At 70.5% G+C, this 26,071-nt stretch carries 22 protein-coding genes and 1 riboswitch; of the genes, 7 read left to right on the top strand and 15 right to left on the bottom strand.

Going from position 1 to position 26,071, the window contains the following annotated elements; all coding sequences use genetic code 11:
* Positions 1-157: 157 nt before the first annotated feature.
* Positions 158-2,101: a primary-amine oxidase gene (locus IWX89_RS02815; protein WP_196902024.1), complete on the bottom strand. Its 1,944-nt coding sequence runs from the start codon at positions 2,099-2,101 to the stop codon at positions 158-160.
* Positions 2,102-2,253: 152 nt separating this feature from the next.
* Here IWX89_RS02815 and IWX89_RS02810 point away from each other — a divergent pair, with 152 nt between their 5' ends.
* From IWX89_RS02810 to IWX89_RS02800, 3 genes are all read left to right on the top strand, one after another.
* Positions 2,254-2,850, top strand: a complete 597-nt coding sequence (locus IWX89_RS02810; protein ID WP_196902023.1) for a TetR/AcrR family transcriptional regulator — start codon at positions 2,254-2,256, stop codon at positions 2,848-2,850.
* 114 nt (positions 2,851-2,964) lie between these two features.
* Positions 2,965-3,933: a helix-turn-helix domain-containing protein gene (locus tag IWX89_RS02805; protein WP_196902138.1), complete on the top strand. Its 969-nt coding sequence runs from the start codon at positions 2,965-2,967 to the stop codon at positions 3,931-3,933.
* 197 nt (positions 3,934-4,130) lie between these two features.
* On the top strand, positions 4,131-5,630 hold the full coding sequence (locus IWX89_RS02800; protein WP_196902022.1) for an APC family permease: 1,500 nt from the start codon (positions 4,131-4,133) through the stop codon (positions 5,628-5,630).
* Positions 5,631-5,732: 102 nt separating this feature from the next.
* Here IWX89_RS02800 and IWX89_RS02795 read toward each other — a convergent pair whose 3' ends face one another.
* Positions 5,733-6,689, bottom strand: coding sequence for an aldose 1-epimerase family protein (locus tag IWX89_RS02795; RefSeq protein WP_196902021.1), 957 nt, complete (start codon positions 6,687-6,689; stop codon positions 5,733-5,735).
* Positions 6,690-6,693: 4 nt separating this feature from the next.
* Entirely contained in the window at positions 6,694-7,554 is an 861-nt protein-coding gene (locus IWX89_RS02790) for a DeoR/GlpR family DNA-binding transcription regulator (protein WP_196902020.1), read from the bottom strand.
* A gap of 85 nt (positions 7,555-7,639) precedes the next feature.
* Between IWX89_RS02790 and galT the strand changes: the two genes are divergently transcribed.
* Both galT and galK read left to right on the top strand, forming a co-directional pair.
* On the top strand, positions 7,640-8,863 hold the full coding sequence (gene galT, locus IWX89_RS02785; RefSeq protein ID WP_196902019.1) for a galactose-1-phosphate uridylyltransferase: 1,224 nt from the start codon (positions 7,640-7,642) through the stop codon (positions 8,861-8,863).
* A complete protein-coding gene (gene galK, locus IWX89_RS02780) occupies positions 8,860-10,023 on the top strand; it encodes a galactokinase (RefSeq protein WP_196902018.1) in 1,164 nt (387 codons plus the stop codon). Before galT ends, galK begins: the two co-directional genes overlap by 4 nt.
* 150 nt (positions 10,024-10,173) lie before the next feature.
* Here the strand turns inward: galK and IWX89_RS02775 are convergent, their stop codons facing one another.
* Positions 10,174-10,650 carry a YbaK/EbsC family protein gene (locus IWX89_RS02775; protein WP_196902017.1) on the bottom strand — a complete coding sequence of 159 codons (477 nt, stop codon included), beginning with the start codon at positions 10,648-10,650 and terminating at the stop codon, positions 10,174-10,176.
* Between the two features lie 210 nt (positions 10,651-10,860).
* Here IWX89_RS02775 and IWX89_RS02770 point away from each other — a divergent pair, with 210 nt between their 5' ends.
* Positions 10,861-11,409 (top strand): gamma carbonic anhydrase family protein, encoded by a 549-nt coding sequence (locus IWX89_RS02770; RefSeq protein WP_196902016.1) that lies wholly within the window; start codon positions 10,861-10,863, stop codon positions 11,407-11,409.
* A gap of 98 nt (positions 11,410-11,507) precedes the next feature.
* On the opposite strand, the gene IWX89_RS02765 is transcribed toward IWX89_RS02770, so the two are convergent.
* Together IWX89_RS02765 and IWX89_RS02760 are read right to left on the bottom strand one after the other, a co-directional pair.
* Positions 11,508-13,205, bottom strand: a complete 1,698-nt coding sequence (locus IWX89_RS02765) for an NAD(P)/FAD-dependent oxidoreductase (RefSeq protein WP_196902015.1) — start codon at positions 13,203-13,205, stop codon at positions 11,508-11,510.
* A complete protein-coding gene (locus IWX89_RS02760; protein WP_196902014.1) occupies positions 13,202-14,704 on the bottom strand; it encodes an APC family permease in 1,503 nt (500 codons plus the stop codon). The genes IWX89_RS02765 and IWX89_RS02760 overlap by 4 nt, the downstream gene beginning before the upstream one ends.
* Before the next feature lie 166 nt (positions 14,705-14,870).
* Between IWX89_RS02760 and IWX89_RS02755 the strand changes: the two genes are divergently transcribed.
* A complete protein-coding gene (locus IWX89_RS02755; protein ID WP_196902013.1) occupies positions 14,871-16,403 on the top strand; it encodes a PucR family transcriptional regulator in 1,533 nt (510 codons plus the stop codon).
* A gap of 43 nt (positions 16,404-16,446) precedes the next feature.
* On the opposite strand, the gene IWX89_RS02750 is transcribed toward IWX89_RS02755, so the two are convergent.
* The 9 genes from IWX89_RS02750 to IWX89_RS02710 all read right to left on the bottom strand — a co-directional run bounded on the left by IWX89_RS02750 (position 16,447) and on the right by IWX89_RS02710 (position 26,020).
* Positions 16,447-17,337, bottom strand: a complete 891-nt coding sequence (locus IWX89_RS02750; protein ID WP_231382759.1) for a nitrilase-related carbon-nitrogen hydrolase — start codon at positions 17,335-17,337, stop codon at positions 16,447-16,449.
* A gap of 56 nt (positions 17,338-17,393) precedes the next feature.
* On the bottom strand, positions 17,394-18,278 hold the full coding sequence (locus tag IWX89_RS02745; protein ID WP_196902012.1) for a bifunctional methylenetetrahydrofolate dehydrogenase/methenyltetrahydrofolate cyclohydrolase: 885 nt from the start codon (positions 18,276-18,278) through the stop codon (positions 17,394-17,396).
* Between the two features lie 139 nt (positions 18,279-18,417).
* Positions 18,418-19,716 (bottom strand): serine hydroxymethyltransferase, encoded by a 1,299-nt coding sequence (gene glyA / locus IWX89_RS02740; protein WP_196902011.1) that lies wholly within the window; start codon positions 19,714-19,716, stop codon positions 18,418-18,420.
* Between the two features lie 42 nt (positions 19,717-19,758).
* Positions 19,759-19,848: riboswitch (ZMP/ZTP riboswitch) on the bottom strand.
* Positions 19,849-19,854: 6 nt separating this feature from the next.
* Entirely contained in the window at positions 19,855-20,211 is a 357-nt protein-coding gene (gene mnhG, locus IWX89_RS02735) for a monovalent cation/H(+) antiporter subunit G (RefSeq protein ID WP_307836367.1), read from the bottom strand.
* A complete protein-coding gene (locus IWX89_RS02730) occupies positions 20,208-20,474 on the bottom strand; it encodes a monovalent cation/H+ antiporter complex subunit F (protein WP_307836366.1) in 267 nt (88 codons plus the stop codon). Before IWX89_RS02730 ends, mnhG begins: the two co-directional genes overlap by 4 nt.
* Positions 20,474-21,061: a Na+/H+ antiporter subunit E gene (locus IWX89_RS02725; protein ID WP_196902010.1), complete on the bottom strand. Its 588-nt coding sequence runs from the start codon at positions 21,059-21,061 to the stop codon at positions 20,474-20,476. Before IWX89_RS02725 ends, IWX89_RS02730 begins: the two co-directional genes overlap by 1 nt.
* On the bottom strand, positions 21,058-22,617 hold the full coding sequence (locus IWX89_RS02720) for a Na+/H+ antiporter subunit D (protein WP_196902134.1): 1,560 nt from the start codon (positions 22,615-22,617) through the stop codon (positions 21,058-21,060). The genes IWX89_RS02725 and IWX89_RS02720 overlap by 4 nt, the downstream gene beginning before the upstream one ends.
* A gap of 5 nt (positions 22,618-22,622) precedes the next feature.
* Positions 22,623-23,069, bottom strand: a complete 447-nt coding sequence (locus tag IWX89_RS02715) for a sodium:proton antiporter (protein ID WP_196902009.1) — start codon at positions 23,067-23,069, stop codon at positions 22,623-22,625.
* The gene (locus tag IWX89_RS02710; protein ID WP_196902008.1) at positions 23,066-26,020 is read right to left on the bottom strand and encodes a Na+/H+ antiporter subunit A; all 2,955 of its coding nucleotides are present in this window, start codon (positions 26,018-26,020) and stop codon (positions 23,066-23,068) included. The genes IWX89_RS02715 and IWX89_RS02710 overlap by 4 nt, the downstream gene beginning before the upstream one ends.
* Positions 26,021-26,071 lie beyond the last annotated feature (51 nt).

Here is a 26,071-nt window from a genome sequence, read left to right as displayed (position 1 = left end):
GCGCACCGCACACCCTCCGATCGCGTCCCGAATTCAGGAGAACAACTCCGATCCGGCGCGCCGGCGGGCATCCGTGGCACTGTTCCGGGGTCCACACCTGAATTCGGAACGAGAGCCACACACTGGGGCATCCGGCAGAGGCTCGCGTGGGGGGAGGTCAGCAGTGGCAGTGGTCCTCGCCCGCCGCGGCCGGGGCGCTCGCCGGCACGTCGAGGACCGGGCTGCGGTCGAAGAAACCCTCGGGCTTGAGCTTGAATCCGGCGGTGTCGACCGGCATTATCGGCCAGTCCTCGACCCGCGGATAGTGGGTCAGGCCGAAGGTGTGCCAGAGCACGATGTCCTGCCCGTCCAGGTCACGATCCGCCGCCATATAGGCCGGAAGACCGGCGCCGCCCGCGTGCTGGTTGACGAAGTCCCCGGTCGGGTAGCGCTCCTCCTCGGCGTAACGGGTGACCCAGAGGTCCCTGGTCGCGAACGCCGCCCGGCGCGCGACCGACGATTCCTCGTCCGCGAGCAGGGTCGGCTGGCCCTGCGGGTAGAGCTTGTAGCCGACCGGCTCGCCGAGGCGGTTGAGCACGTTCGGGTTCGAGACCAGCCAGGTGCGGCCGTGCCGCATGTCCGCCTCCCGCACCCCGTCGGCCTCGCTGGCCACCACCGTGCGCTTGCGGGTGAAGGCGTTGCCGCGTTCGTTGCCGACTCCCATCGGCACCCGCACCGCCTCCTCCTCCTCGACCCGGTTGGTGAGCCCGTCGACGGCCATGTCCAGCCGGGCGCTGAACAGGTGCTGGTGGAACGGGGCGCCGAGACCCGGGGCCAGCTCCGAGGCATACGGGTAGCCCTTGCCCGGGTACGCGCTGGTGAAGACGATGCCGGTGGCCTTCGCCTCGAACTCGATGGTGCCGTCGAGGTAGAGGTACCAGTAGAAGCCGTAGTCGTAGTTGCCGATGGTCGTGAAGAAGGAGATCACCAGGCGGCGGTTGCGGCGGGTGTACTCGATTCCGGTCCAGAGGTCGCTGTGCTTGGCGAGGATGCTCCAGTCCTCCTCGTGCATGCAGATCCCGTTGCGGATCTCCCGGGGGTTGCCGAAACCGTCGGTGATGACGGGGCTGAGGTAGGTGATCTCACCGAGGCAGTCGCAGCCGAGTTCGAGCGAATTGGCGTACTGGCCGACCAGGTACTCGCCGGTGTCGAAGTAGTTCTGCCAGGAACGCACGGGCGACGGATCGCCGTAGGGCACGACCATCTCCGCGATCGACGCCCGGCGGATGATCGACCGGCGCACCCCGGCATCGTCGAAGCTGATGTTGTGCAGCACGACGCCCTCGCGCACATCGAAGCCCACATCGAGGCTCCACTTCTCCCACTCGACATGGTTCCCCCCGGTGACGGTGAAGCTCGGGCCCTCCGGCTGGGTGATCTCGATCGGCTTGAGCGTCTCACGCAGCGGGCCGGTGAGCATGGGGTCGGTGTAGTTGCCGTGCTCGGCCGGGACCGGCACCACGCCGTAGTCGATGACCTGGTCGACGGTCTTGCTCACGATGTCGACGTAGGCGACGAGCCCGTCGATCGGGTGGGCCCACGGGCTGTCCTCCGGGAACTGCTGCACGAAGGCGAGCCCGCGCAGGATGCGCCGGCCCTTCTCCTCCGGATACTCGAAGACGCCGGCCGACAGCGGGGCGACCCGCACGGTGGCGACATCCAGCCCGCGCGCGGCGAGCGCGGCCAGCCAGCGCGCGTCGTGGGTGAGGAGCTCCTCGACGGCGCCGAACTCCTCCTCGAGCACGGGCAGTTCCCCGGTCACCGCGGTGTCGAGCATGACCACGGATTCGACGGCCCGCCGGGTGGCCGAGACCGTGACGTCCCGCGGAGCGGCGCCGGAGATGTCGTGCAGGAAGGCCCGGAAGCGTCGGTTCGGTTCGCCGGGCGCGGCGCCCCGCGGCGGATCGAGCAGGCCCAGGTAGGCCACCCGCACGTTCTCCCCGAGCAGGCCGGCGTCGCCCAGGACGGCCCTGACCGACTCGAGTTCGGCGGCGGTGGTCAGCGTGTGCGCACCGGCGAGGGGCGGCGACGCGGTGGTGGCGTCAGCGGAGGCGAGTGTCATGGGAACCCTTTCGAGGTTGTAGGCCGGGCAGGTGGATGCGCGGGCATCCAAATGCGTCACTGCATTTATTTCCTATGGTTGTAGAAGAATAGGGCTCACTATGCTCGGGGGCAAGGGTCAATTCCTTCGAGAACTATCGGAGACGGGGAAGCATGCCAAAGGTTGTCGACCACGACCAGCGTCGGGTCGAGCTGGTCAACGCGACCTGGCGCATCATCGCCAGGCACGGCATCGAGGGTGCGACGATGCGCGAAATCGCGGCTGAAGCCGGGTTCGCCAACGGCGCACTGAAGCCGTACTTCCCCACCAAGGACGATCTACTCACCTTCGCGTTCGGGCACGTGTTCAGCCAGACCAGCGAACGAATGCGCACCGCCACGACAGGGAAGACCGGACTCGTCGCCCTGCGCGCCTACTGCCACGAGATCCTCCCCCTGGACGACATCCGGATCAGCGAGGCCCGGATCGTCATCCCGTTCTGGCAGAAGGCCCTCGGCGACCCGGCCAAGGCGAAGCTGCACGACGCCTCCATGCTGCAGTGGCGGCAGGCCCTGCGCGCACTGCTCACCGAGTGCCGCGCGAGCGGGGAAGTGCACACGCTCGTCAACGACGCGGACATCGTCGGGCACCTGATGACGGTGGTGCTGGGCGCCCAGATCACTGCGGCCCTCTCCCCCGCCGACCACTCGCCGAACCAGCTGATCACCCAGCTCGACGGCTACTTCCAGTTGCTGGCGACGGGCGACTGATTCGCACCGTCGTTTTTCAACATCTGTCGAAAAAAGAGTGACTTTACCGACGAACCCGGCTAGGTTACTGCCACAGCGTGTCTGTACACGACGGCAAAGGAGCCCACCGTGACGATGACCATGGCCACCCAGCCCACCCCGGCCGGCGGCAGCGACGACGCCGTCCGTCGCGCGGAGGCGCACTCGTTCGGCGAGTGGCGCACCCTGGTCTCCGATTCGTTCGTTCCGCTCGAGGTGCGATCCGACACTCCGGACTTCCACGGCACGCTGCGCTCCCGGGTGCTCGACGACCTCTCCATCGTGGAGGTCACGGCCAACGGGCACCAGGTCCTGCGCACCCCGTCACTCATCGCCAGGTCCGACCGGCAGTACTTCAAACTCAACCTGCAGCTCTCCGGCAGCGGGATCCTGATCCAGGACAACCGCGAGGCCACCCTCCGACCCGGCGACCTCGCCGTCTACGACACGAACCGGCCCTACACCCTGGCGTTCGAACGGGACTTCCGCACCCTCGTGCTGATGTTCCCGCACGATGCGCTCGACCTGCCGGCGGATGCCATCGCGCAACTCACCGCGGTGCGGATGGCCGGCGACGCCGGGCTCGGCCGGATGATCAGCCCGTTCATGGTGCAGCTGGCCGAGAACCTCGACGCCCTGTCCGGGTCGACCGGCCACCGGCTCGCCTACAACGCAGTGGACCTGGTCGCGACGATGTTCGAGAGTGAGCTGAGCATCCGTCGCGACCCGGCGCCCGGAGCCCGCGGCGACCTGCTCACGAGCATCCACCGCTACATCGAGGCCGAGCTCGGCGACCCGGAGCTGTCGCCGGCGGGGATCGCCGCGGCCCACTTCATCTCGCTGCGCCAGCTGCACAACGTGTTCCATGCGGCCGACACCACGGTGTCCGGCTGGATCCGGTCCCGGCGGCTGGAGCACTGCCGCCGGGACCTGCGGGACCCGATCCTGGCCCCCCGCTCGGTCGGCGTGATCGCCGCGCGCTGGGGATTCATCGACGCCGCGCATTTCAGTCGGATCTTCCGCACCGCGTTCGGCGAACCGCCCAGCAGCTACCGCCGCGGCTGACCGGGAACCCGGCATCCGTTTCATCGCTGGTCGACAACTGGCGTACCCGGAATGGCAACTCCGCGACCGTGCCTTCGGGCAGAGTCGTCACACAGGCACCGTTGGCGACACCGCCGGCGACACCGGCTGCACCCTGCACCCGCCGGCCGGCGCCCTCACCCCCTGAATTTCGTTGTCTACTCGATGAGGAGTACCCCATGACGACCACCCGCACCGAAGCCGAACCGGAGACCACCCTGCACAAGGGCAGGCTCGGCGTGATCGGCATCGTCTTCTTCGTGGTCGCCGCCGCGGCCCCGCTCGTCGGCATGACCGGCGCGGTGCCCGTGGCGATCGTGCTCGGCAACGGGGCGGCCGCCCCGGGGGCCTACCTCATCGTCGGAATCACCCTGCTCCTCTTCAGCGTCGGCTATGCGGCGATGAGCCAGCGGGTGACCAACGCCGGCGCCTTCTTCGCCTACGTCGGCCGCGGCCTCGGCAAGCACATGGGCACCGCCTCGGCGTTCGTGTCGATCCTCGCCTACCTCGCCATCCAGCTCGCGATCTACGGGTTCTTCGGAGGGCTCCTGGCCGCCCAGGTCGGACTGCTCCCCTGGTGGGCCTGGACGCTCCTCGCCTGGGTGCTGGTCACCCTGCTCTCCCTGCTCAGCGTCGACGTGGGCGCCAAGGTCCTCGGCGTGCTCATGCTGCTCGAGCTAGCCGCCCTCATCGTCACGTCGGTCGCGATCCTCGCCGACGGCGGGCCGGAGGGCATCAACGTCTGGGCCTCGTTCAACCCGACCGCGATCCTCGCCGGCGGGCTCACCGGTTCGGCCGGGATCGCCTTCGCCTTCGCGTTCGCCTCGTTCATCGGCTTCGAGGCCACGGCCATCTACGGCGAGGAATCCAAGGACCCCAAGAAGGTCGTGCCCCGGGCGACGTACCTGGCCGTCGGTGTCATCACGGTGCTCTTCGCGCTCACCGCCTTCGCCATGGTGACCGGGATGGGCGCCTCCTCCGTCGTCGAGAAGACCGTGGAGCTCTCGACCCTCGACGGGGTGCCGCTGGCCGACCCCGCCGCCGTGCTCTTCTCCCTCGCCACGCAGTACGTCGGCCCGTGGATGGCGACCCTGATGGGGATCCTCGTGCTGTCCAGCCTGTTCGCCGGGTTGCTCGCCTTCCAGAACGCGGCGGGTCGCTACCTGTTCGCGCTCGGTCGCGGCGGGGCCTTGCCCGCGCCGCTCAGCCACGTGAACCCGCGCGGCGCGCCGAGCACCGCGTCCCTGGTCACGTCGGTCGTCACCGGCCTCATCATCGCGGCCTTCGCGGTCTTCCAGCTCGACCCGGTGCTGAACATGTTCTACTGGTTCAGCGGTCTCGCCGTCGTCTCGATCGTGCTGATCGAGGTCCTCGTCTGCATCGCCATCATCGTCTACTTCCACCGGAACAAGGGAGGCGAGAACCTGTTCCAGACGGTCGTCGCGCCGGTCCTCGCCGCGATCGGCCTGGTTCTCGGCGAGTACCTCCTGATGAGCCGGTTCGGGCTTCTCGCCGGCACGGTGGCCGTGGGCGTCGACCCCACGACGACCTCCTGGGGCCTGAGCCCGATCGGCTGGGTCCTGGTGGCGCTGCCGTTCGCGCTGCTCGCCGGCGGTTACGTTCTGTCCCTCGTCACCCACAGCGAGAACGAGGAACTGGTCATGGACGTGCTGTCCTGAGAGCGGCCGACCGGGTCACCGGTCGGCGACGCCCGGTGGATGTCCGCACTGCGGCCGTCCACCGGGCGTTCCGTTTGCCCGTTGCCAGCCGACCACCCAGGCTCAGTCGGCCAGGCCGGTGTGGCGGATGCCCCAGCGCACCGTCCAGGCCTCGCCGGGCTCCAGCCAGCGCAGGCCGGCCCCCGTGTTGAAGGCGTTCGCGGGGGCCGTCATCGGCTCCACCGCGACCGCGCGCCCCAGGACCGGCCCGTCGGGAGTGTCGACCGGGAAGTTGCGCGGCGTGAAGACCTGCACATAGCGCATGTTCTCGTCACCCCAGAGGATGACGCTTCGGCCGTCGGGCGCGGTCAGCGAGTGCTCCACCGCTCCCTTGCCGCCGCCGGCCTCCCGCATGACGGCGGTGAAGCCGTCGTCCAGGTCGAGGTCCCGCACCGGCCGGCCCCCACGGAGGTCGTAGCCGGTGCCGTCCACCGGCACCTCGCCGACCGGGTTCAGGCGTTCGTCCACCTCGATCCGCGTGCCGACCGCCGCCGTGAGCGTGAGGTCGTCGGTGGGGACGCCGCCGATCTTCAGATAGGGGTGTGCGCCGATGGCGACCGGGGCGGCATCCGTGCCCACGTTGCGCACCGTGTGGGTGACGTCGAGCCCGTCGTCGGTGAGGGCATAGCTGACCGTGGTGTCGAGCTGGAACGGGTAGCCGAGCCGGGGGAACACCGTCGCGGCCAGGGTGACGGCGGCCGCGCTGCGGTCGAGCAGCCGATACGGCGAGACGCTGAGCAGCCCGTGGATGGCGTTGCGCTCCTCGGGGTCGTTGAGCGCAAGCTGCCTGGGCTTGCCGTCATACAGCCACACGCCGTCACGGATACGGTTGGGCCACGGGACCAGCACGACGCCGGCCGACTTGGGCGGGATCGTCTCGGCAGGGAAGGGCTCGACCAGGTCTATTCCGTCAACGGAATACACGCGGAGTCCGGCCGCCACCTCGGTCACGATCGCCAGGGCCGGCCCGCTCGGGGTGGCCGCCCGCAACTCGTACTGTGTGCCTGTCGCTGCTCGCATGGTTTCAGCCTAAGCCCGGCTGGAGAACGGTGAGGCCGGCGTCGCGGAGGGGTGCCAGGAGGTCGGCGGAGGCGTCGGCATCCGTCACGAGGGTGTCGAAGGCGGTCAGCGCGCCGATCCGGCCGAGATGCACCTGGCCGAGTTTCGAGCCGTCGGCGACGACGATCGCCCGGGTCGCGGCGGCGAGCATGAGCGTCTTGACGCCGGCCTCGGGGAGGTTGATGTTGGTCACGCCGCGCTCCGCGTCCACGCCATTGCAGCCGATGAAGGCCAGGTCGGCGTGCACCTGTCCAAGAACGGTCGCAGCCAGGGGTTCGACCAGGGAATGCTGCAGCGGGCGGAGCGACCCTCCGGTGACGATCACGGTGAACCGGGGAATGGCCGGTTCGAGTTCGAGCGCGATGCTCAGGCCGTTCGTGATGATGACCACGTCGGTCAACTCGGTGCGGGCCAGCAGGGCCCGCGCGACCGCGAGGGTGGTCGTGCCCACGTCGAGGATCAGGCTCTGGCCGCTCGAGACGAGCGAGGCGGCGAGCACGCCGATCTGCTGCTTGGGGAGCACGGATGCCGCCAGCGCCTCCTCGAACGACGACTCCCGGTCGGGCCTCGCCCCGGCTCCCGTCGTCGGGGCCGGCACCGCCCCGCCGTGCACGCGCTGGAGGACCCCGGCCGCCTCGAGGGCGTCGAGGTCGCTCCTGGCGGTCACTCCGGACACTCCGAATGCCTCACGGAGCTCGCTGACCCGCACGAACCCGCGCTCGTCGACGAGCATCTGGATGCGCTCCCGCCGCTGGTGCGGCGGAAGGGCACCCCGATCGGCTGGCGGTTCCGGGTGCTGGTCCTTCGGCGATTCTGATTCGGACATAGAACCATCTTCACTTAGTTTGCTTTGGTTCTCAATTAGAAACCTCTAGTTTCCGATACGCAAATTTGTTATCGTGGGCACTGCCATGAATACAGAACACTTCGTCGCCGACACCGGCATCATCCGTCACCGCCACACCCTCGCGGACGGCCGCGACCTCATCTATTTCGATGACCCGGGCACCACGCTCCCCCCGGAGCGGGCCGCCGACCTGCGCGAGCTCGATCCGCGCCCCGCGACGGCCCGGATGCGCCAGGACCCGCTGAGCGGGGAATGGGTGTCGATCGCCGCGGCCCGCCAGAACCGGGTGTTCCTGCCGCCGGCGCACCTCGACCCGCTGGCCCCGTCGACGCCGGAGAACCCGTCGGAGGTGCCGAGCAACTATGACGTGGCCGTGTTCGAGAACAAGTCACCGTCGTTCGGCCCGCTGCTGACGGATGCCGACGCCCCCGCCGGACTCGACGACCTGGCCGTGATCGGCCTGGGCCGCATCCGCACCTCGGTCGGACGCTGTGAGGTCGTCTGTTTCAGCCCGGCCACCGAGGGCTCGTTCGGCAGCCTCTCGGTCACCCGCGCCCGCACCGTGATCGAGGCCTGGGCGGAGCGCACCCACGCGCTCTCGCAGCTGCCCGGCATCGAGCAGGTGTTCCCGTTCGAGAACCGCGGCGAGGCGATCGGCGTCACTCTGCACCACCCGCACGGCCAGATCTACTCCTACCCCTACGTCACGCCGCGCAGCCAGCGGGTGATCGCCTCCCTCGACGCGTACGGGCCGACCCTGTTCGCCGACATCCTGGCCACCGAGCAGGCCGGGGACCGGGTCATCCTGACCGGCGAGCACTGGACCGCGTTCGTGCCGTTCGCCGCCCGCTGGCCGATCGAGGTGCACATGCTCCCGCACCGCCACGTGCCCGACTTCGCCGGCACCACGCTTGCCGAACGCGACGAGCTGGCCGTGCTCTACCGCCGTCTGCTGCGCGGGATCGACGCCATCTACGCCACGCCGACGCCGTATATCGCCGCCTGGCACCAGGCACCGGTGAACACGCGGCGCGACGAGATCCGGCTGATGCTGCAGGTGACGAGCCCGCGCCGGGCCGAGGACAAGCTCAAGTTCCTGGCCGGTTCGGAGGCCGCCATGGGGGCCTGGATCGGCGATGTCACCCCCGAGCAGGCTGCCGCGACGATTCGCGCGGCCCTCGCACGTTCCGATGCGGCGGATGCCGCGGCGGCCGCCGCCCTCACCGGCGCGGATGCCGCCGGCCTGGCCGCACCGGACGCCACCCTCCCCGGAAAGGCCCAGTCATGAGCGACCTCCACCAGACGGTGACCACCGGCTTCCAGACCCGGTTCGGCACGGAGCCGACCGGCCTCTGGTCGGCTCCCGGCCGGGTCAACCTGATCGGCGAGCACACCGACTACAACGACGGCTTCGTCTTCCCGTTCGCGATCGACCGCCGCACCGTCGTGGCGTTGGGGGTGCGGGCCGACCGGCTGGTGCGCGTGGCCAGCTCCTTCGCCGAGGAGACCGTGGAGCTGTCGCTGGACGATCTCACCCCGGAGAATCTCGAGGGCTGGTCGGCCTACCCGCTCGGTGTCGCCTGGGCGCTGGGCGAGTTCGGCGCCGACCTGGCCGTCGTGGCCGGCTTCGAGGTGTTCATCGACTCGGATGTGCCGATCGGCGCCGGGCTGTCCTCCTCGGCCGCGATCGAAAGCGCGGTCGCGGTCGCCCTCAACGACGTCTGGCAGCTCGGGCTGGACCGGCGCGTGCTGGCCCGGGTCGGGCAGCTGGCGGAGAATCGGGCCGTCGGGGCGCCGACCGGCATCATGGATCAGTCCGCCTCCCTGCTCGGCCGGGCCGACGCGGCCGTGTTCCTGGACTGCCGGAGCCTCGACGCCGAGGTCATCCCGCTCGGATTCGACGCGGCCGGGCTCGAACTGCTCATCATCGACACCCGGGTGAGCCACGCCCACTCGACCGGCGGCTACGCCTCCCGCCGGGCCTCCTGCGAGAAGGGCGCCCAGCTGATGGGAGTGTCGTCGCTGCGGGACCTCGACGTGGACGACCTCGCGCGGGCCCGCGACCTGCTCGACGACGAGACCTTCCGCCGGGTGCGGCACGTGGTCACCGAGAACCAGCGCGTGCTCGACACCGTGCGCACCCTCCGCGAGCAGGGCCCGACCGCGATCGGCGCCCTCCTGGACGCCTCGCACGTGTCCATGCGCGACGACTTCGAGATCTCGGTGCCCGAGCTCGACCTCGCGGTCGAGACGGCTCGGGCCGCCGGGGCGATCGGCGCGCGGATGACCGGCGGCGGGTTCGGCGGGGCCGCGATCGCCCTCACTCCGCACGCCCTGATCCCGGCTGTGACGGCCGCCGTCACGGCCGCGTTCGCCGCCCAGGACTTCGGCACGCCCGACCTGTTCGTGGTGCGCGCCGCCGACGGAGCCGCCCGCGAAGAGGACTGACACCGCACCTCCTCACGCCTTCACCTCCTTACCTCGCCGAACTGTGAGAAAGGCCGCCCGAAACCCCGGCAAAGTCATACGGCCAAGGGCGGACTTTCTCACAGTTCGGCGGCGCTCGGGACGTTCAGAGGCGCAGGAGGTGCAGGACGTTCAGGGCGCCACGGCGGTCGATTCGCCGGCGGTGATCCGCACCAGCTCGTCGAAGGTGGTCGGGAAGACGGTGTGGGCGTGGCCCGCGGCGGCCCAGACCACGGGGAACTCGGCGAGCGCGACATCCACCAGGGTACGCAGCGGCGACGGATGCCCCACCGGGGCGACCCCGCCGATCACCTGACCGGTGGCGGCCTTCACCGCGTCCTTCGACGCGCGACCGATGGTGCCGCCGAGGCGCTCCCCCAGCCACTCGGTGTCGACCCGGTGGGCGCCGGAGGTCAGGACCAGCAGCGGCTCGTCGTCAAGCAGGAAGACGAGCGAGTTCGCGATCGCACCGACCTCGATGCCCAGCGCGGCCGCGGCGGCCGGGGCGGTCGTGGCCGCCTCGTCGAACCAGCGGATCTTGGGATCGAGGCCGTGGCCGCGGAGTGCCACACGCACCCGGTCGACGGCGGGATGAGCGGTGTTGACCATGCAGCCAGACTAGACGTCCCTCCCGCCTGCCGCCGGCATCCGCCGAGCCTCCGCCGAGCCTCCGCCGAACTGTGAGCAAAGCCGGGTTTTCGGGCCGGAATGGCGCATTTCTCACAGTTCGGCGGGGTGGAGACTCGGGCGGGAGCCCGGCGGCGCGGGGAGGCGGCAGGGTGAGGCGGGGCAGGGAGGCGGCGCACTAGGCTGGCGCGTATGACTGCCGACAACGCCGCCCGCATCATCACCCTCTCCGACCGCCCCGGACCGAGCGTGGCCGCCACCGCGTTCGTCGCCCCCGGCGCCGTGCTCGTCGGCCACGTCATCCTGGCCGAGCACGCCAGCGTCTGGTACAACGCGGTGCTCCGCGCCGAGGCCGAGCCGATCCGGATCGGCGCCGGCTCCAACCTGCAGGACAACGTGTCCTGCCATGTCGACCACGGCTTCCCGTTGATCGTCGGCCAGGGCGTCTCCGTCGGCCACGGCGCCGTGCTGCACGGCTGCACGATCGAGGACGACGTGCTCGTGGGCATGTCGGCGACCATCCTCAACGGCGCCGTCATCGGCGCGGGCTCCCTCATCGCCGCGGGGGCCGTGGTGCTCGAGGGCAGCGTCGTGCCGCCGCGTTCGCTGGTCGCCGGCGTGCCCGCGAAGGTGCGCCGGTCGCTGACGGATGACGAGGTGGCCGGCATCCGTCACAACGCCGAGGCCTACCTGGAGCACTCGGCCCTGCACTCCGGCTCCCACGCCGCCACGCAGGACTGAGCACGCAGGGCTGAGCCCGAAGGACTGAGCCCGCAGCACTGCCCGCAGCACTGCCCGCAGCACTGCCCGCAGCACTGCCCGCAGCACTGGGCCGGCAGTCAGCCCAGGACGACCGGGGCCAGCTCGTCCCAGACGTCGCCGGGGCCGGGGTTCTCGGCCGCCGACGCTCCGCCGAGGTGCCGCACCGTGCCCCACACCGCGTTGAGGGCCGTGGTCACCGCGCCCTCGGCCCAGCCGGCGGTGAAGGAGATGTCGTCGCCGGCGAGGAAGACGCCGCGCTGGGCCTCGGGCAATCCGTCCTGCACGAAGTGCCCGAAGAGCCGTTCCTGGTAGCGGTAATGGCCGGGCAGGTTGTTCTTGAACGCGCCCATGAAGTTGGGGTCCGCCTCCCACGACACCGTGATCGGCTCACCCACGATGTGGGAGGCGATGTCCACGGTGGGGTAGATCTTCTTCAGTGAGTGCAGCATGAGGTCGGTGCGCTCGTCCGCGCTGAGCGACAGGAACTTCAGCGCGTCGTCGTTCCAGGTGTATGAAAGCAGGATGACAGCGGGCTTGTCGGGGCCGTCGTCGAGCAGATAGGTCGCCCGCGGCAGCCGGTCGGTCAGGGTCATGCTCAGCACGTGCCGGCCCGTCTCCGGGTCGATGTCGTTCCAGAACGGGCGGTCCACCATGACGAAGGTCTTGGACGACTGCATGTAGTGGCTGCGCTCGATCGCCGTCCACATCTCCGGCGCGAAGAGGGCCTCCTCCGTGTCGATCCGGGCGGAGAGCAGCCAGGACTGGCAGGTGACGATGGCCGCCTCGAATTCGCGGGTCGCCCCCCACTTCTCGGTGATCCGGATGCCGCCGTCCTCGCCCCGCTTGATCGAGGCGACGGCGCCGCGCGGTACCCCGCCGTTCAGGCTCGCGACCGATGTGCCCTTCGGCCAGTGCACCAGGTCGTCGGGGGTGTGCGACCAGAGGCCGTCGGGCAGCCGCTGCGCGCCGCCGAGGATGCGCCGGTGCTTGTCGTCCGCGTCGGTGAAGACCACCCGCAGGATCTCGAGGATGGAGTTGGAGAAGTCGGTGTCCCAGCCGCCGGTGCCGAACCCGACCTGCCCGAAGGCCTCCCGGTGGGCGAAGGACTTCTCCCTGAACGCGGCGCTGCCGGCGATGAAACCGTAGAAGGTCTGCTCGTCGAGCTCGGCGACGATCCGGTTCCAGATCCGTTTGATCGTGGCGACGTCACGGGTGCGGAGAGCGTCCTGCACGGCGTCGAAGTCGACCTCCTCGCGCAGGGCCCGCCGCCAGGCCTCGGCCACCTCGGTGAAGAACGGCGGCAGGTCGTCGGCCGTCTCCGCATAGTGGGCCTTGCCCTCCAGCTCGATCAGCGTGCTCGGCGTCACGGCCGACAGTGGATTCGGGAACTCGCGGGTCTCCAGGCCGACCGTGTCGACGTAGTGGTAGAACGCCTTGCCCGACTCGGGGAAGCGCATGCCGCCGAGGTCGGCGACCACGCCGGGCGCCGCGGAGAACTCCGCCGTCTTCAGCCGGCCGCCGATCCGGGCGGCCTCGTAGACGATCGGCTTGAGGCCCAGCCGGAGCAGCTCGTAGGCGGCGATCACGCCGGACAGCCCGGCGCCGACGACGGCCACCTCGGTGCCCAGTTTGAGGTCGGGCACGCGGCCGAGCCCGGCCGGGTGCGCGAGGTAGTGGTCGTAGCTGAACGGGAAGTCCGGGTTCAGCATGGTGATCGGCGGGCGCGCGGCCTCGCCGGGCACCGGCGGGTGCGGGAGCTCGGATGCCATTGTCATTTGGATGCCTTCACGGTCGACAGAGAGAAGTCGGATGCGTCCGCGTAATCCTCGGCGCTCAGGGCGCCGACGACGGAGTGCTTCCGACCGTAGAGGAAATACAAGCCGGTGCCAATGAGCATCCAGATTCCGAAAACCACCCAGGTGGTGCCGCCCAGGGTGATCATGAGAAGCACGCACATGGCGAAACCCGCGATCGGGACCAGCGGGTAGAACGGGACCTGGTAGGAGCGCCGGAGTTCGGGCCGGGCCCGCCGGAGGTAGATCACGGACAGGTTGACCAGCGCGAAGGCGCAGAGCGTGCCGATGCTGGTCGCGTCGGCGAGCTCGCCGAGCGGGATCAGCGCGGCGGCGACCGCGACGACGATCCCGACGATGAGGGTGCCGGCGACGGGGGTCTGGGTGCGCGGGGAGATCCGGCCGAACACCCTGGGCACCATGCCGTCCCGGGACATGGTCATCAAGATCCGGGTCTGGCCGTAGAGCACGGTCAGCACGATGCTCGCGATGGCGATCACGGCGCCGACGGAGAACAACAGGGCGACCCACGGCTGCCCGGTGAGCTGCTGCAGGATGACGACGAGGGATGCCTCGCCGCTGTGGAACCAGGTCCACGGCCGGGCCCCGATCGCGGCGATCGCGACCAGGATGTAGATGCCGGTGATGATCAGCATCGACAGGATGATGGCCTTCGGCAGGTCGCGCTGGGGGTTCCGGGCCTCCTCCCCGGCGGTGGAAGCGGCGTCGAAACCGATGTAGGAGAAGAACAGCCGGGATGCGGCGGCGGAGATCCCGGCGACTCCCATCGGGGCGAGCGGTTCGAAGTTCTGGGCGGAGAAGGCCGTGAACGCGATCGCGACGAAGATGAGCAGGATGACGATCTTGACCCCGACCATCACCGTGTTGACCCAGGCGCTTTCCTTCGCACCGCGGATGAGCAGCAGCATCGACAGGATCACGAGACCGGCGGCAGGCAGGTTCACCACTCCGCCGAAGCCGGGCGGCTGGGCGATCGCGTCCGGCAGGTGCAGGCCGAACGTCGCGAGGCTCTCGTTGATGTACTGGCCGGCGCCGACCGCCACGGCCGCGATCGACACGGCGTATTCGAGCACCAGGCACCAGCCGCAGACCCAGGCGATGCCCTCGCCCATGGTCGCGTAGACGTAGGAGTAGCTTGAACCGGATGCCGGCACACAGCTGGCCATCTCGGCGTAGGACAGGGCGGAGAGCAGGGCGGCGACCCCGGCGACGAGGAAGGCGATCCAGATCGCCGGCCCGGCGAGCGGGATCGACGCGCCGAGGATCACGAAGATGCCGGTACCCAGCGTGGCGCCGACGCTGATCATGGTCAGCTGCCAGAGGCCGAGGCTGCGCTTGAGGTCCCCGTGCGGCAGGGGCGACTCGTCGGGGTGCGGCAGCCGGTCGATCGGTTTGCGCCGGCCCAGCTGGGTGCGGAGTGAGGTTTTCGCCTCGGTTCGGGGCAGGCTAGTGGTCGTCATTGACAGTCCGTTCCGACGTTGAAGATGGTGTCGTCAGCGTAGGTTGCGGGAGTGCCCGGCCCTGCGGGCGGATTGCCCGGCGCTGCCCGGTTCGGTGGCCATTCGCACCAGCGGGCTGCGCGGGGATCAAATTGACGGGCTCCAATGCTGCAGGCATGATGGGACGATGCTGCCAGCCTCAACCGACGGGCTGCCGACGATAACCCTTGCCCAGCTGCTCTCGCGGCTGGCCGGGCGGGTCATGGCCGCACCTGCGACGGCCTCTCCAACCCTACTGCGGTGGGTTGCCTGCAGCGAGCTGGCCGACCCTGCCCCGTTCCTGCTCGGCGGCGAGCTGCTGCTCACCGCGGGCACCCCGATCACGCCCGGTGATGCGGCGGGCATCCGTGACTACGTCGCCCGGCTCGTGGCGGCCCGGGTCGGCGCGCTCGGCCTCGGCCTCAGCCCGGTGCATTCCGAGGTGCCGCCCGAACTGATCCACGCCTGCGCCGATGCGGCCCTGCCCCTGCTCGTGGTGGCCCAGGGCACACCGTTCGTCATGGTCACCCGCACCTTCGCCGAGATCCTCGAGCTCAAACGCGTCGAGACCCTCAAGTCGCTCGCCGACACGAACAAACGCCTGATGCGGGCCACGATGCAGCCCCGGCCGGAGCACGAGCTGCTGATGGTGGCGGCCGAACGCCTGGCCACCTGGGCGGTGCTGGTGGGAGCGAACCGGCAGGTCAGGGCGCAGTCGCCCGGCGCGCCGGACGCGCCTCGGCTCGCCCCGGTGCTCGACCGGCTCCTGACCGGCTCCGGGCCCCGGGTGGCGGTCGACCTCGCCGACGAGACCGGTCTCGCTGCGGTGGCGCATCCGGTGCGGAGCGTGGACGGCACGAACCTCGGCGCGCTGGTCGTGGGGCACCGGCCGGAGTGGGGCGCCGCCGAGCAGAGCGTGCTGGGTTCGACGGTGGGCCTGGTGGAGCTGCTGGCCCGCCAGCGCACGGCTGGCGACATCGCCCCGGCGCAGCTCGCGGTCACGCTGCTGCTGGACTCCGCCGCCGCGCCAGCCGGCCTCGCCGACCTGGTCGCGCACGCGGTGGGACTGGAGCAGGCGGCGCCGCTCCGCGTCGTCGTCGGCGTGGCACCGGCCGGCGAGGCACCCATGTCCGCCCCGGACGCCCTCGCCCGCCTGCTCGCCTGGCGCGGACTGTTCACGACCCGGCTCGCGGCCCTCACCGGCGAGGGCGTGGTCGCGATCACGGCGCTGACCGTCACCCGCGCCGACCTGGCCCCGCTCGAGGAGCAGGGCTGGGTGTTCGTGGTCGGCCGGGCCGTCGCCGCCCGCGACCTGCCGGCGTCCCACGATGAGGCCGCCGCCCTGCGCCACCGGGCGGTGACGGATGCGAGGTCCGTGCTGGTCGAGGACGGCCACCGGGACGTGCACGCCTTCATCGGCCGCGAGGCCGGGCAGGTTTTCGCGCGCGCCCTGCTCGAGCCGGTCATGAGTCTGCCACCTGCCCGGGCGCAGCTGCTGCTCAGTGTGCTGCGGGCCTGGTTGTCCCAGAACGGCAACTGGGACGCATCCGGTCGCCTGCTGGGCCTGCATCGCAACAGCGTGCGCCGGCACGTGCTGCAGGCCGGCGCCGTGCTCGACCGCGACCTCGATGACGCCGAGGTGCGCGCCGAACTGCTGATCGCCCTGCGTTACCTGGCCTGACCGGGCACCTGGACCGGGCCGGGCACCTGTACGGGGCCGGGGCTCAGGCGGAGATGCCGCCGCGGTCGTGCTCCGCGTCGGTCCAGGACCGGTACAGCTCGGGCCGGCGGTCGGCGAGGTAGTCGACGTCGGGGCCGGCGGCCGTGACGGTCGCGTAGCTGAGGCCCGTGGTCCGGCCGGCGTCCGCGACGATGTTGCCGTCGGGTCCGACGATCACGCTGGCCCCTGCCAGGTCGAGCCCGGCCTCGACCCCGACGTGGTTGGCGTAGGCGACCGTCACGGCGTTCTCGAGGGCACGGGCCGGCACGAGTACCCGGGCGACGTTCTCATACCCGCGGGTCAGCGCCGTCGGCACGAGCACGAGGGTGGCGCCGTGCAGGGCGGCGTCGCGCACGACCTCGGGGAACTCCACGTCGTAGCAGATCAGCAGGGCGATCTTCAGGCCGAGGAAGTCGACCACCGGCGGCGGTGCGGTGCCGGGTCGGAAACTGGCCCGTTCCTCGGGCCCGAACAGGTGCGACTTCACGTATCGCGCCAGCACCCGGCCGGTGCGGTCGACAAGGGCGGACGTGATCCCGCGCGCCCCGGCCGGTCCTGGACCGGGCGCACTGTAGACGAGGGCAATGTCGTGCCGGGCCGCGATGCCGGCCAGGTCCCGGTCGAGGTCGGCTGCCGCAGCGTCCGAGACCGAGTCGCGAATCAGCTCGGGGGCGTACCCGGTGGCAAAGAGCTCGGGGGTGAGCAGCAGGTCGGCGCCGGCCGCCCTGGCCTCCCCGGCCGCCTGATCGAGCATGGCGAGGTTCGCCGTGAGGTCAAGCGGTTCGGCCCGGCCCTGGAACAGGGCCAGTCGCAGGCTCGGTCCGGTCCCCGGCGCGGCCGCAGGCGCAGGCGCAGGCGCAGGGACCGTTCCACTCATCGCTGTCGGCTCTGACATGGCTGGCGACCTCCGGTTTCACGCTCGTTCTCCCGAGCGTAGTTCAGCGCGGCCCGTCAGGGGCGCAGGGCATGCTCGGCGGCCTTGACGACGTTGCTCAGCAGCATGGCGCGGGTCATCGGTCCGACGCCGCGCGGGTTCGGCGAGAGGTGGCCGGCGATCTCGGCGACATCCGGATGCACGTCCCCGGTCAGCCGGCCCTTGCCGGTCTCCGGGTCGGTCACCCGGGTGATGCCCACGTCGAGCACCGCGGCGCCCGGCTTGACCCAGTCGGCCTGGATCAGGTGCGGCACCCCGACCGCCGCGACGACGATGTCGGCGCGGCGCACCTCGCCGGCCAGGTCGACGGTGCGCGAGTGGGTGAGGGTGACCGTGGCATCCAGGCCTTTGCGGGTGAAGAGCAGGCCGAGCGGGCGGCCGACGGTGAGGCCGCGGCCGACGACGACGACCTTGCGGCCGACGATCGGCACCTCGTAGCGGCGGAGCAGTTCGACGATGCCCGCCGGGGTGCATGGGAGGGGCGAGCGCAGTTCGCCCTCGATGCCCAGGACCAGCCGGCCGAGGTTGGTCGGGTGCAGGCCGTCGGCGTCCTTGGACGGGTCGATGAGTTCGAGCATGGCGTTGTCGTTGTGGCCGACGGGGAGCGGCAGCTGGATGATGTAGCCGGTCACCTCGCGGCTGGCGTTGAGGTCCTTGATGGCGGCGCGGACATCCGCGCTCGTCGCCGACCCCGGCAGGTCGATCCGGATCGACTCGATGCCGACCTCGGCGCAGTCGCGGTGTTTGCCCGCGACGTACGAGCGAGAGCCCGGGTCGTCGCCGACGAGCAGTGTGCCGAGCCCGGGCACGACCCCGTGCGCCTGGAGGTCGGTAATGCGGTCGATCAGTTCCGACTTGATCGCGGAGGCGGTCTTGACTCCGTCGAGGGTGATTGCGCTCATGCGGGTTCCATTCACTTGTTGCTGCTCAATCGCGGTGCCGGCCGGGGCCGCGCACCCGTCACTGTTCCCGTTCCGGTCGAGAGTCGCCCGCACAGCGGGCACCCTCGACCGGAACGGGAACAGTCGGGCCGGGAGGCTGCTACTGCTGCAGGCCGGGGTACAGCGGGAAGGCCTCGGTGAGCACCTTGACCCGGGCGCGGAGGCCCTGGATGTCGGCGTCCGGCTTGAGCGCCTCGGCGATCACGTCGGCGACGACGGTGAACTCCGCGTCGTCGAAGCCGCGGGTGGCGAGGGCTGGCGTGCCGATCCGCAGGCCGCTGGTGACCATCGGCGGGCGCGGGTCGAACGGAACCGAGTTGCGGTTGACCGTGATGCCGACGTCGTGCAGCGCGTTCTCCGCCTGCTGGCCGTCGATCGGCGAGTTGCGCAGGTCGGCGAGCACGAGGTGCACGTCGGTGCCCCCGGTGAGCACGTCGACTCCGCCGGCCTTCGAGTCGTCGGCGGTGAGCCGGGCGGCGAGGATGCTGGCGCCGCGGAGGGTGCGCTCTTGGCGCTCCTTGAACTCGGGTTCGCCTGCCAGCTTGAACGCGGTGGCCTTCGCGGCGATCACGTGCATCAACGGGCCGCCCTGCTGGCCCGGGAAGACGTTGGAGTTGAGCTTCTTCGCCAGGGTCATGTCGCGGGAGAGGATGAAGCCGGACCGCGGTCCGGCGAGCGTCTTGTGCACGGTGCTGGAGACGACATCCGCGTAGGGCACGGGCGAGGGGTGCAGCCCGGCGGCGACGAGGCCGGCGAAGTGAGCCATGTCGACCCAGAGCAGGGCACCGACCTCGTCGGCGATGCTGCGGAAGGCCGCGAAGTCGAGGTGGCGCGGGTAGGCGGACCAGCCGGCGATGATGACCTTCGGCTTGTTTTCGAGGGCCTTGTCGCGCACCACGTCCATGTCGACACGGAACGTCTCCGGGTCGACGCCGTAGGCGACCGGGTTGTAGAGCTTGCCGGAGAAGTTGAGCTTCATACCGTGGGTGAGGTGGCCGCCGTGGGCGAGTTCGAGTCCCAGGATGGTGTCGCCGGGCCTGGCGATGGCGGCCAGCACGGCGGCGTTCGCGGTGGCGCCGGAATGCGGCTGCACGTTCGCGTACTCGGCGCCGAAGAGCGCCTTGGCGCGGTCGATCGCGAGCTGCTCGGCCACGTCGACGTACTCGCAACCGCCGTAGTAGCGGCGGCCCGGGTAGCCTTCGGCGTACTTGTTGGTGAGCACGGAACCCTGCGACTGCAGGATGGCGCGGGGCACGAAGTTCTCGCTCGCGATCATCTCGAGGTAGTCGCGCTGGCGGCCGAGCTCCTGCTCGAGCACGGCGGCGATCTCGGGATCGACGACCTCGAGGGGCTCGTTGAACGTGGAGTTCAGGACGGTGGATGGCACGGAATCGGACACGGGGTCTCCTTAGACGAATTGGTTAACGACGTGATGATTAATCGTCGTGGCCCAGGCGTGCGGCCACTAACCGTGTCAGTCGCTCCCCGATGGTGACCCATCTTTCGTGCTACGCCAGTTGCGACAGGCTCGATCCTATCAGTCACGATGGGGCGGCCGGCGGTCGGCCGGGGCGAATTCGTCGACGAAGAGCAGGTCGGGTCGCGACCGGCCCTGGGCGTAGGCTGCCCGGGCCACGAGATGCGCCGCCATCGGCGCGGTGAGGAGCTGGAATCCGACGATGGCCACGACGAGGGTGACCGTGCCGACGCTGAAATCGTTCACCGCGATGTCGGCCGTCACCGCGATCAGGCCGAAGATCTGCGGTTTGGTGGCCGCGTGCAGCCGGCTGAGCACGTCGGGAAAGCGGATGACGCCGACCCCGGCCGCGAAGCACATCACGGCCGCCGCGAGCACGAGCACGGCGGTCACGCCGTCCTGCACTACGTCGTTCACGAGTCGCCCCTGCCGGTGAGGAACCGGGCGACGCTGAGCGAGCCGACCACGGCGAACAGGGCGAGCACCAGCAGCACGGGGAGGTTGTCGGTGTGCCGGTTGACCGCCATTTCGGCGCCGAGCGCGCAGATCACGGTGGCGACGAGCACGTCCGAGGCGACCACCCGGTCCAGCACGGTGGGACCGCGGATGATCCGGTAGACGGCGCAGAGCGCGCCGGCGCCGAACAGGACCCCGGCGACAACGACCACGATCTCCATCATCAGGCCCCTTCACGGGTGTCGGGGGCGGCAGCCGCCCCGGCGGGGCAGGCCCTGATCCGTTCGACGTCCTCACGTGAACCGAAGGCCCGCACGATCCGCCGCTCGGTTGCGAGCACGCTCGCCCGGAACCGTTCGGCCTGGGCGGCGGTGTGCACGTTCAGCACGTGCAGGTAGAGGGTGGAGCTCACCCGGTCGACGTCGACCACGATCGAACCCGGCACGATCGAGGTGGCCACGGCGGTCCAGGTGAGGATCAGGTCGCTGCGGGTGTTCAGCCCGATGGCGAGGATGGCGTTGCCGGGGCGGTATCGCGGCGAGAGGGCGAGCGCGGCGACCTGCACCGAGGCCCGCACGATGTCGGCGAGCAGCCGGAGGAGGAACCGGGCGCTGTGCCACGGGTTCAGCCGCCCGCTCAGTTGCACCGCGGGCAGGTAGAACGTGACCGCAACCAGCACCGCGACCAGCGTTCCGGTGAGGAGCTCGAGCCAGCCGAACCGGCCCCAGAGCAGCATCCACAGGACGACGAGTCCGAGGAACAAGGGTGCCTGGTTCACCGCGGCGGCGAGGCGTTGCCGGGGGGTGCTCATGGCGTTCCGTTCGGGAAGACGGCGTCGACGTAGGTGGCGGGAGCCTCGATGTCCGCGGCGGCGCGGGCGGCGAAGGCGAAGACGGGGCCGGCGAAGACCGTCAGGCAGAGCGTGAGCGTGAGCATTGCCGCCGTGGCCCCGACCATCAGCGGTGACACGGTCTTGGTGATGACCGTGCCCTCATCGTGCGGGTCGTCGGTGAGCCGGTCGAGCATGCTGGACTCGTAGTTCTCCACCTCGCGGCGGGGTCGCCAGAACGCCATGTTCCAGGCCCGGGTGAGCGCGTAGAGGGTGAGCAGCGAGGTGGCCGCGCCCGCCGCGAGCCCCGCGTAGGCCAGGGGTGTGCCCAGCTCGGCGCCGGCCTGGAACAGCGCGAGCTTGCCGAGGAAGCCGGAGAACGGCGGGATCCCGCCGAGGTTGAGGGCGCCGATGAAGAAGAGCACGGCGACGACGGGCGCGGCCTTGAGCATCCCCCCGAGCCGGGCCAGTGAGGTGGTGCCGCCGACCCGTTCGACGAGCCCGGCGCAGAGGAACAGTGTGGTCTGCACGGAGATGTGGTGCACCAGGTAGAAGATGGTCGCCGCGAGGGCGAGGGGGGTGCCGATGGCGATGCCGAAGATGAGGTAGCCGATGTGGCTGACCAGGGTGAACGACAGCATCCGTTTGATGTCGGCCTGGGCGAGCGCGCCGAGGATGCCGACCAGCATGGTGAGCATCGCCACCACCAGCAGCGGAACCGAGAACGGGTTCTCGGGGAAGAGCAGCGTCTGGGTGCGCAGGATGGCGTAGACGCCCACCTTGGTGAGCAGGCCGGCGAATACGGCGGTGACCGGGGCCGGGGCGGTCGGGTAGGAGTCCGGCAGCCAGAACGACAGCGGGAACACGGCGGCCTTCACCGAGAAGGCGAGCAGCAGCATCAGCCCAAGGATGAGCTGCACCCCGGTCGGCAGGGCCGGGATGCGTTCGGCCAGCAGGGCGAGGGTCACCGTGCCGGTCGCGCCGTAGATCAGGGCGATCGCGCTGAGGAACAGCACGGAGGAGACCAGGCTGACGACGATGTAGGTGACGCCGGCCCGGATGCGTGCTCCCGTGCCGCCGAGGGTGAGCAGCACGTAGCTGGCCGAGAGCAGCATCTCGAAACCGACGTAGAGGTTGAACAAGTCGCCCGCGATGAACGCGTTGAACAGGCCGGCCGCCAGCACCAGGTAGCTGGGGTGGAAGATCGACACGGGGGTCTCGCTGTCGCCGTCGACGATGCCCTGGCCGACCGCGAAGAGCAGCACGCCGAGCAGCATCAGCGCCGAGATCAGCAGCATCAGGGCCGACAGCCGGTCGACGACGAGCACGATCCCCCACGGAGCCTGCCAGCCGCCGACGTGCACGACGGCGGGGCCGTGCCGGTCGACCAGCACGAGGAGCACCGCGCCGGCCAGCACCACCAGGGTCAGCGAGACGACGCTCACCGCGACCTGCCGGCGGTGCCGCCGGCCGAGGGCGAGGGTGATCGCCGCGCCGATCAGCGGGATCGCGACGACGAGGGGCACCAGGATGGTCATCGGGTTCACCGGGCCTCCTCCTCGCCGGCGTCGAGGGACGCCTGCACGGCGTCGTCGTCGTCCGAGGAGGAACGGAAGTTCTCCTCCGCCGACGACGTGGTCTCACCGGCGTGTTCGTCGGCGAGGTCGTCGCCCTCGTCGCCGAGCCGGGCCAGCCACCAGGACCGGTAGATCAGGGCAAGAATGAGCGCCGTGATCCCGAAGTTGATCACGATGGCCGTCAGCATCAGCACCTGCGGCACCGGATCGGCCATCCCCGCGTCCTGGGCGGTTCCGGTGATGATCGGGGAGCCACCGGGGCGGCCGCTCATGAGGAAGATGAGCAGGTTGGTGGCGTTGCCGACGAGCACGAAGCCGATCAGCACCCGGGTGAGGCTGCGCTCGAGCATGATGTAGACGCCCGCGGCGTAGAGCACGGCCATCAGCACCACGAGGGTCAGGGACGCGCTCACGGCAGCACCTCCGGCGCCGGCGCGCTCGCGGGTGCGGATGCGGTTTCTGCCTCACTCGTTTCGCGCGTTTCGCGCGTTTCGCCCGCCTCGCCCGCCTCGCTCTGCCGGTCGATCTCACTGCCGAGGCTGCGGAGGATGTCCAGGGCGAGCCCGATCACGACCAGGTAGACCCCGATGTCGAAGATGGTGGAGGTGCCGAAGGAGAGGTGGCCGAGCACGGGCACGTCGACGGCGGCGTAGGCCGATTCCAGGGGGATCCCGGTGAAGAAGAGGGACGCCACGGCCGTGCCGACCGCGAGCACGGCGCCGAGCCCGAGGAGCTTGCCCGGGTCGATCGGCGCGGCCTCGCCCAGTTCGTAGCGGCCGCCGGCCAGGTAGCGGGAGACGAGCGCGAGGCCGGCCAGTAGACCGCCAGCGAACCCGCCGCCCGGCGCGTTGTGGCCGGCGAAGAGCAGGTAGACCGAGACGATGATCGCGGGGTGGAAGAGCAGGCGCACCAGCACCTCGATCAGGATCGACCGGTCACCCTCCGGCATCGTGCGGCCGGCCAGCAGGAACGACTGGCGGCTCACGGCGTGGCCGGCGGATGACGCCTGCGGGTCGGCGACGATGCGTCGCCGGTTGCGCGGGGACCGCTGGCTGCGGGAGCCCTTCAGCCGCGGCAGCGGCACGGCCCGTCCAGAGACGAACAGCAGGCTGGCGACGCCGGTGGCGACGACGATCAGCACGGCGATTTCCCCCATCGTGTCCCAGGCCCGGATGTCCACGAGCATGACGTTGACGATATTGGTGCCGTGGGCCTCGAGCGCCAGGCGCGGCAGCTCCGCCGCGATGCCCGGGTCCTGGCGGGCGCCGAGGGCGATCACCGCGATGGTTCCCATCACCGCGCCGACAAGTACGCCGATCAGGGCGCGCCGCCGCCGGTGCGCCGGGCGGTTGTTCTGGATGATCCGGGGCGGCAGCCGCCGCAGCACCAGCACGAAGACGACGAGGGTCATCGTCTCGACCAGCGCCTGGGTCAGGGCGAGGTCGGGGGCGCCGTGGAGGGCGAACAGCGCCACGAGACCGTAGCCGGTGACTCCCGCGAGCAGCACCGACGTCATCCGTTTGACCACCCGGGCGGCCCAGGCCGCCGCGATCGCCATCACCAGGGCGATCAGAACCTGGCCCGGGTAATCCCAGGGCACGAGCGTCTCGGGCCAGCTGCGGTTGACCGACGCCGCGAAGCCGAGGGCGAGCACGAAGACGACGAGGATCGTGCCCAGGTACTGCGGCAGGCCGCCGTGCTGGGCGAAGTGGGTGACCCGGTCCGCCGAACGGTCCACGGCCCGCACGAGGGACCCATAGCCGCGCCCGGCGTCGATCCAGTCAGGCACCCTCGCCTGCGCCCGGGCCACTCGCAGCCGCTGCCAGAACAGGACGGCGCCGGCCAGCACGACCACGGTGCTGATCAGGAGGGCGGGTTCGAGTCCGTGCCAGAGCGCCAGATGGTAGTCGCCGCCGCCGGGCACCGTGTCCGCGTAGGGCGAGAGCAGCGGGTCGAGGAGGCCGCTCAGCGGTCCGAGCGCGAGGGTGGCGACGGCGAGCAGGCCCGGCGCGAGGGCGAAGTCCCACCGGCTCGGGTGCAGCGCGGTGGGCGCCATCGCCGGGCGGGTGCCGAACGCGCCCCAGAAGAAGCGGATGCTGTACGCCACGGTCAGCACCGAGCCGATGCCCGTGCCCGCCAGCGCGACCCAGCCCCAGCCGTCGCCGGCCAGGCCGGCCTCGAGGAACGCGGTGAACACGGCCTCCTTGGCGACGAAGCCGAGCAGCGGCGGCAGCCCGGCCATCGACGCGGCGGCGATGAGCGCGATCGCGGCGAGCGCGGGTTCGCTGCGGCCGAGGCCGGAGAGCCGTCGCAGGTCGCGGGTTCCGGCCCGGTGGTCGATGATGCCGACGACGAGGAAGAGCGCCGCCTTGTAGAGGGCGTGGGCGAGCAGGAGCGCCGCCCCGGCGAGCGCCGCGTCCCGGCTGCCGAAGCCGACGACGACCATGATGAAGCCGAGCTGGCTGACCGTGCCGTAGGCCAGCACCAGTTTGAGGTCGTGTTTGCGTAGCGACCGCCACGCGCCGACGAGCATGGTCCAGACGCCGATCGTCACCAGCACGGGCAGCCAGCCGGCGGTGTCCGCGTAGCCGGGCGCGAGCCGGGCGACCAGGTAGATGCCGGCCTTGACCATCGCCGCCGCGTGCAGGTAGGCGCTGACCGGGGTGGGGGCGGCCATCGCCGCGGGCAACCAGAAGTGGAAGGGCACCAGCGCCGACTTGGAGAGGGCGCCGACCAGGATCAGCAGCACCGCCCAGCCGGCAACCGGCCCGGTGACCGGCTCGGCCACGAGCAGCGCGAGCGAGGTGGTGCCGGAGGTCACGCTGAGCAGCACCACGCCGACGAGCATGACCAGCCCGCCGAACGTGGTCACCAGGAGGGCCTGCAGCGCCGCGCCCCTGCTCTCGCGTTTGAACGTGTAGTGGCCGATCAGGAGGTAGGAGAGCACGCTGGTGATCTCCCAGAACATGAACATCAGCACGATGTCGTCGGCGGTGACCAGCCCGTACATGGTGCCCGCGAAGGCGAGCAGGCAGGCGGCGAAACGGCCGAGGGCCGGCTCGTCGGCGGCGAAGTAGCGTGCGCAGTAGACGAGCACGAGCGCGCCGATCCCGGTGACGACGAGGGCCAGCAGCCAGGCCAGCGAATCCACGCGGAAGGAGAGCGCCACGCCGAGTTGCGGGATCCACGGGATGCTCTCGGTGGCCGCCCCGCCGCGGGTGACGAGCCCGGTCTGGCCGAGGGTGAAGACGAATGCCGCCGCCGGGAGCAGGGCGATCAGGTAGAACACGCGGGGGCCGAGGCGACGGGTGAGGGCCGGCGTGAAAAGCGACAGGATCAGGAAAATCAGGAGGATTGTCGCCATGCGGCCTCCCGGCTCTCCCAGTCAGAGTGTCAGGTCCAGTGTACCGGATGC

Source organism: Cryobacterium sp. MP_M3 (assembly GCF_015752155.1).
Taxonomy (GTDB): domain Bacteria; phylum Actinomycetota; class Actinomycetes; order Actinomycetales; family Microbacteriaceae; genus Cryobacterium.
The sequence above is the reverse complement of the archived record's forward strand: the minus strand, read 5'-3'. Positions and strand labels throughout refer to the sequence as shown.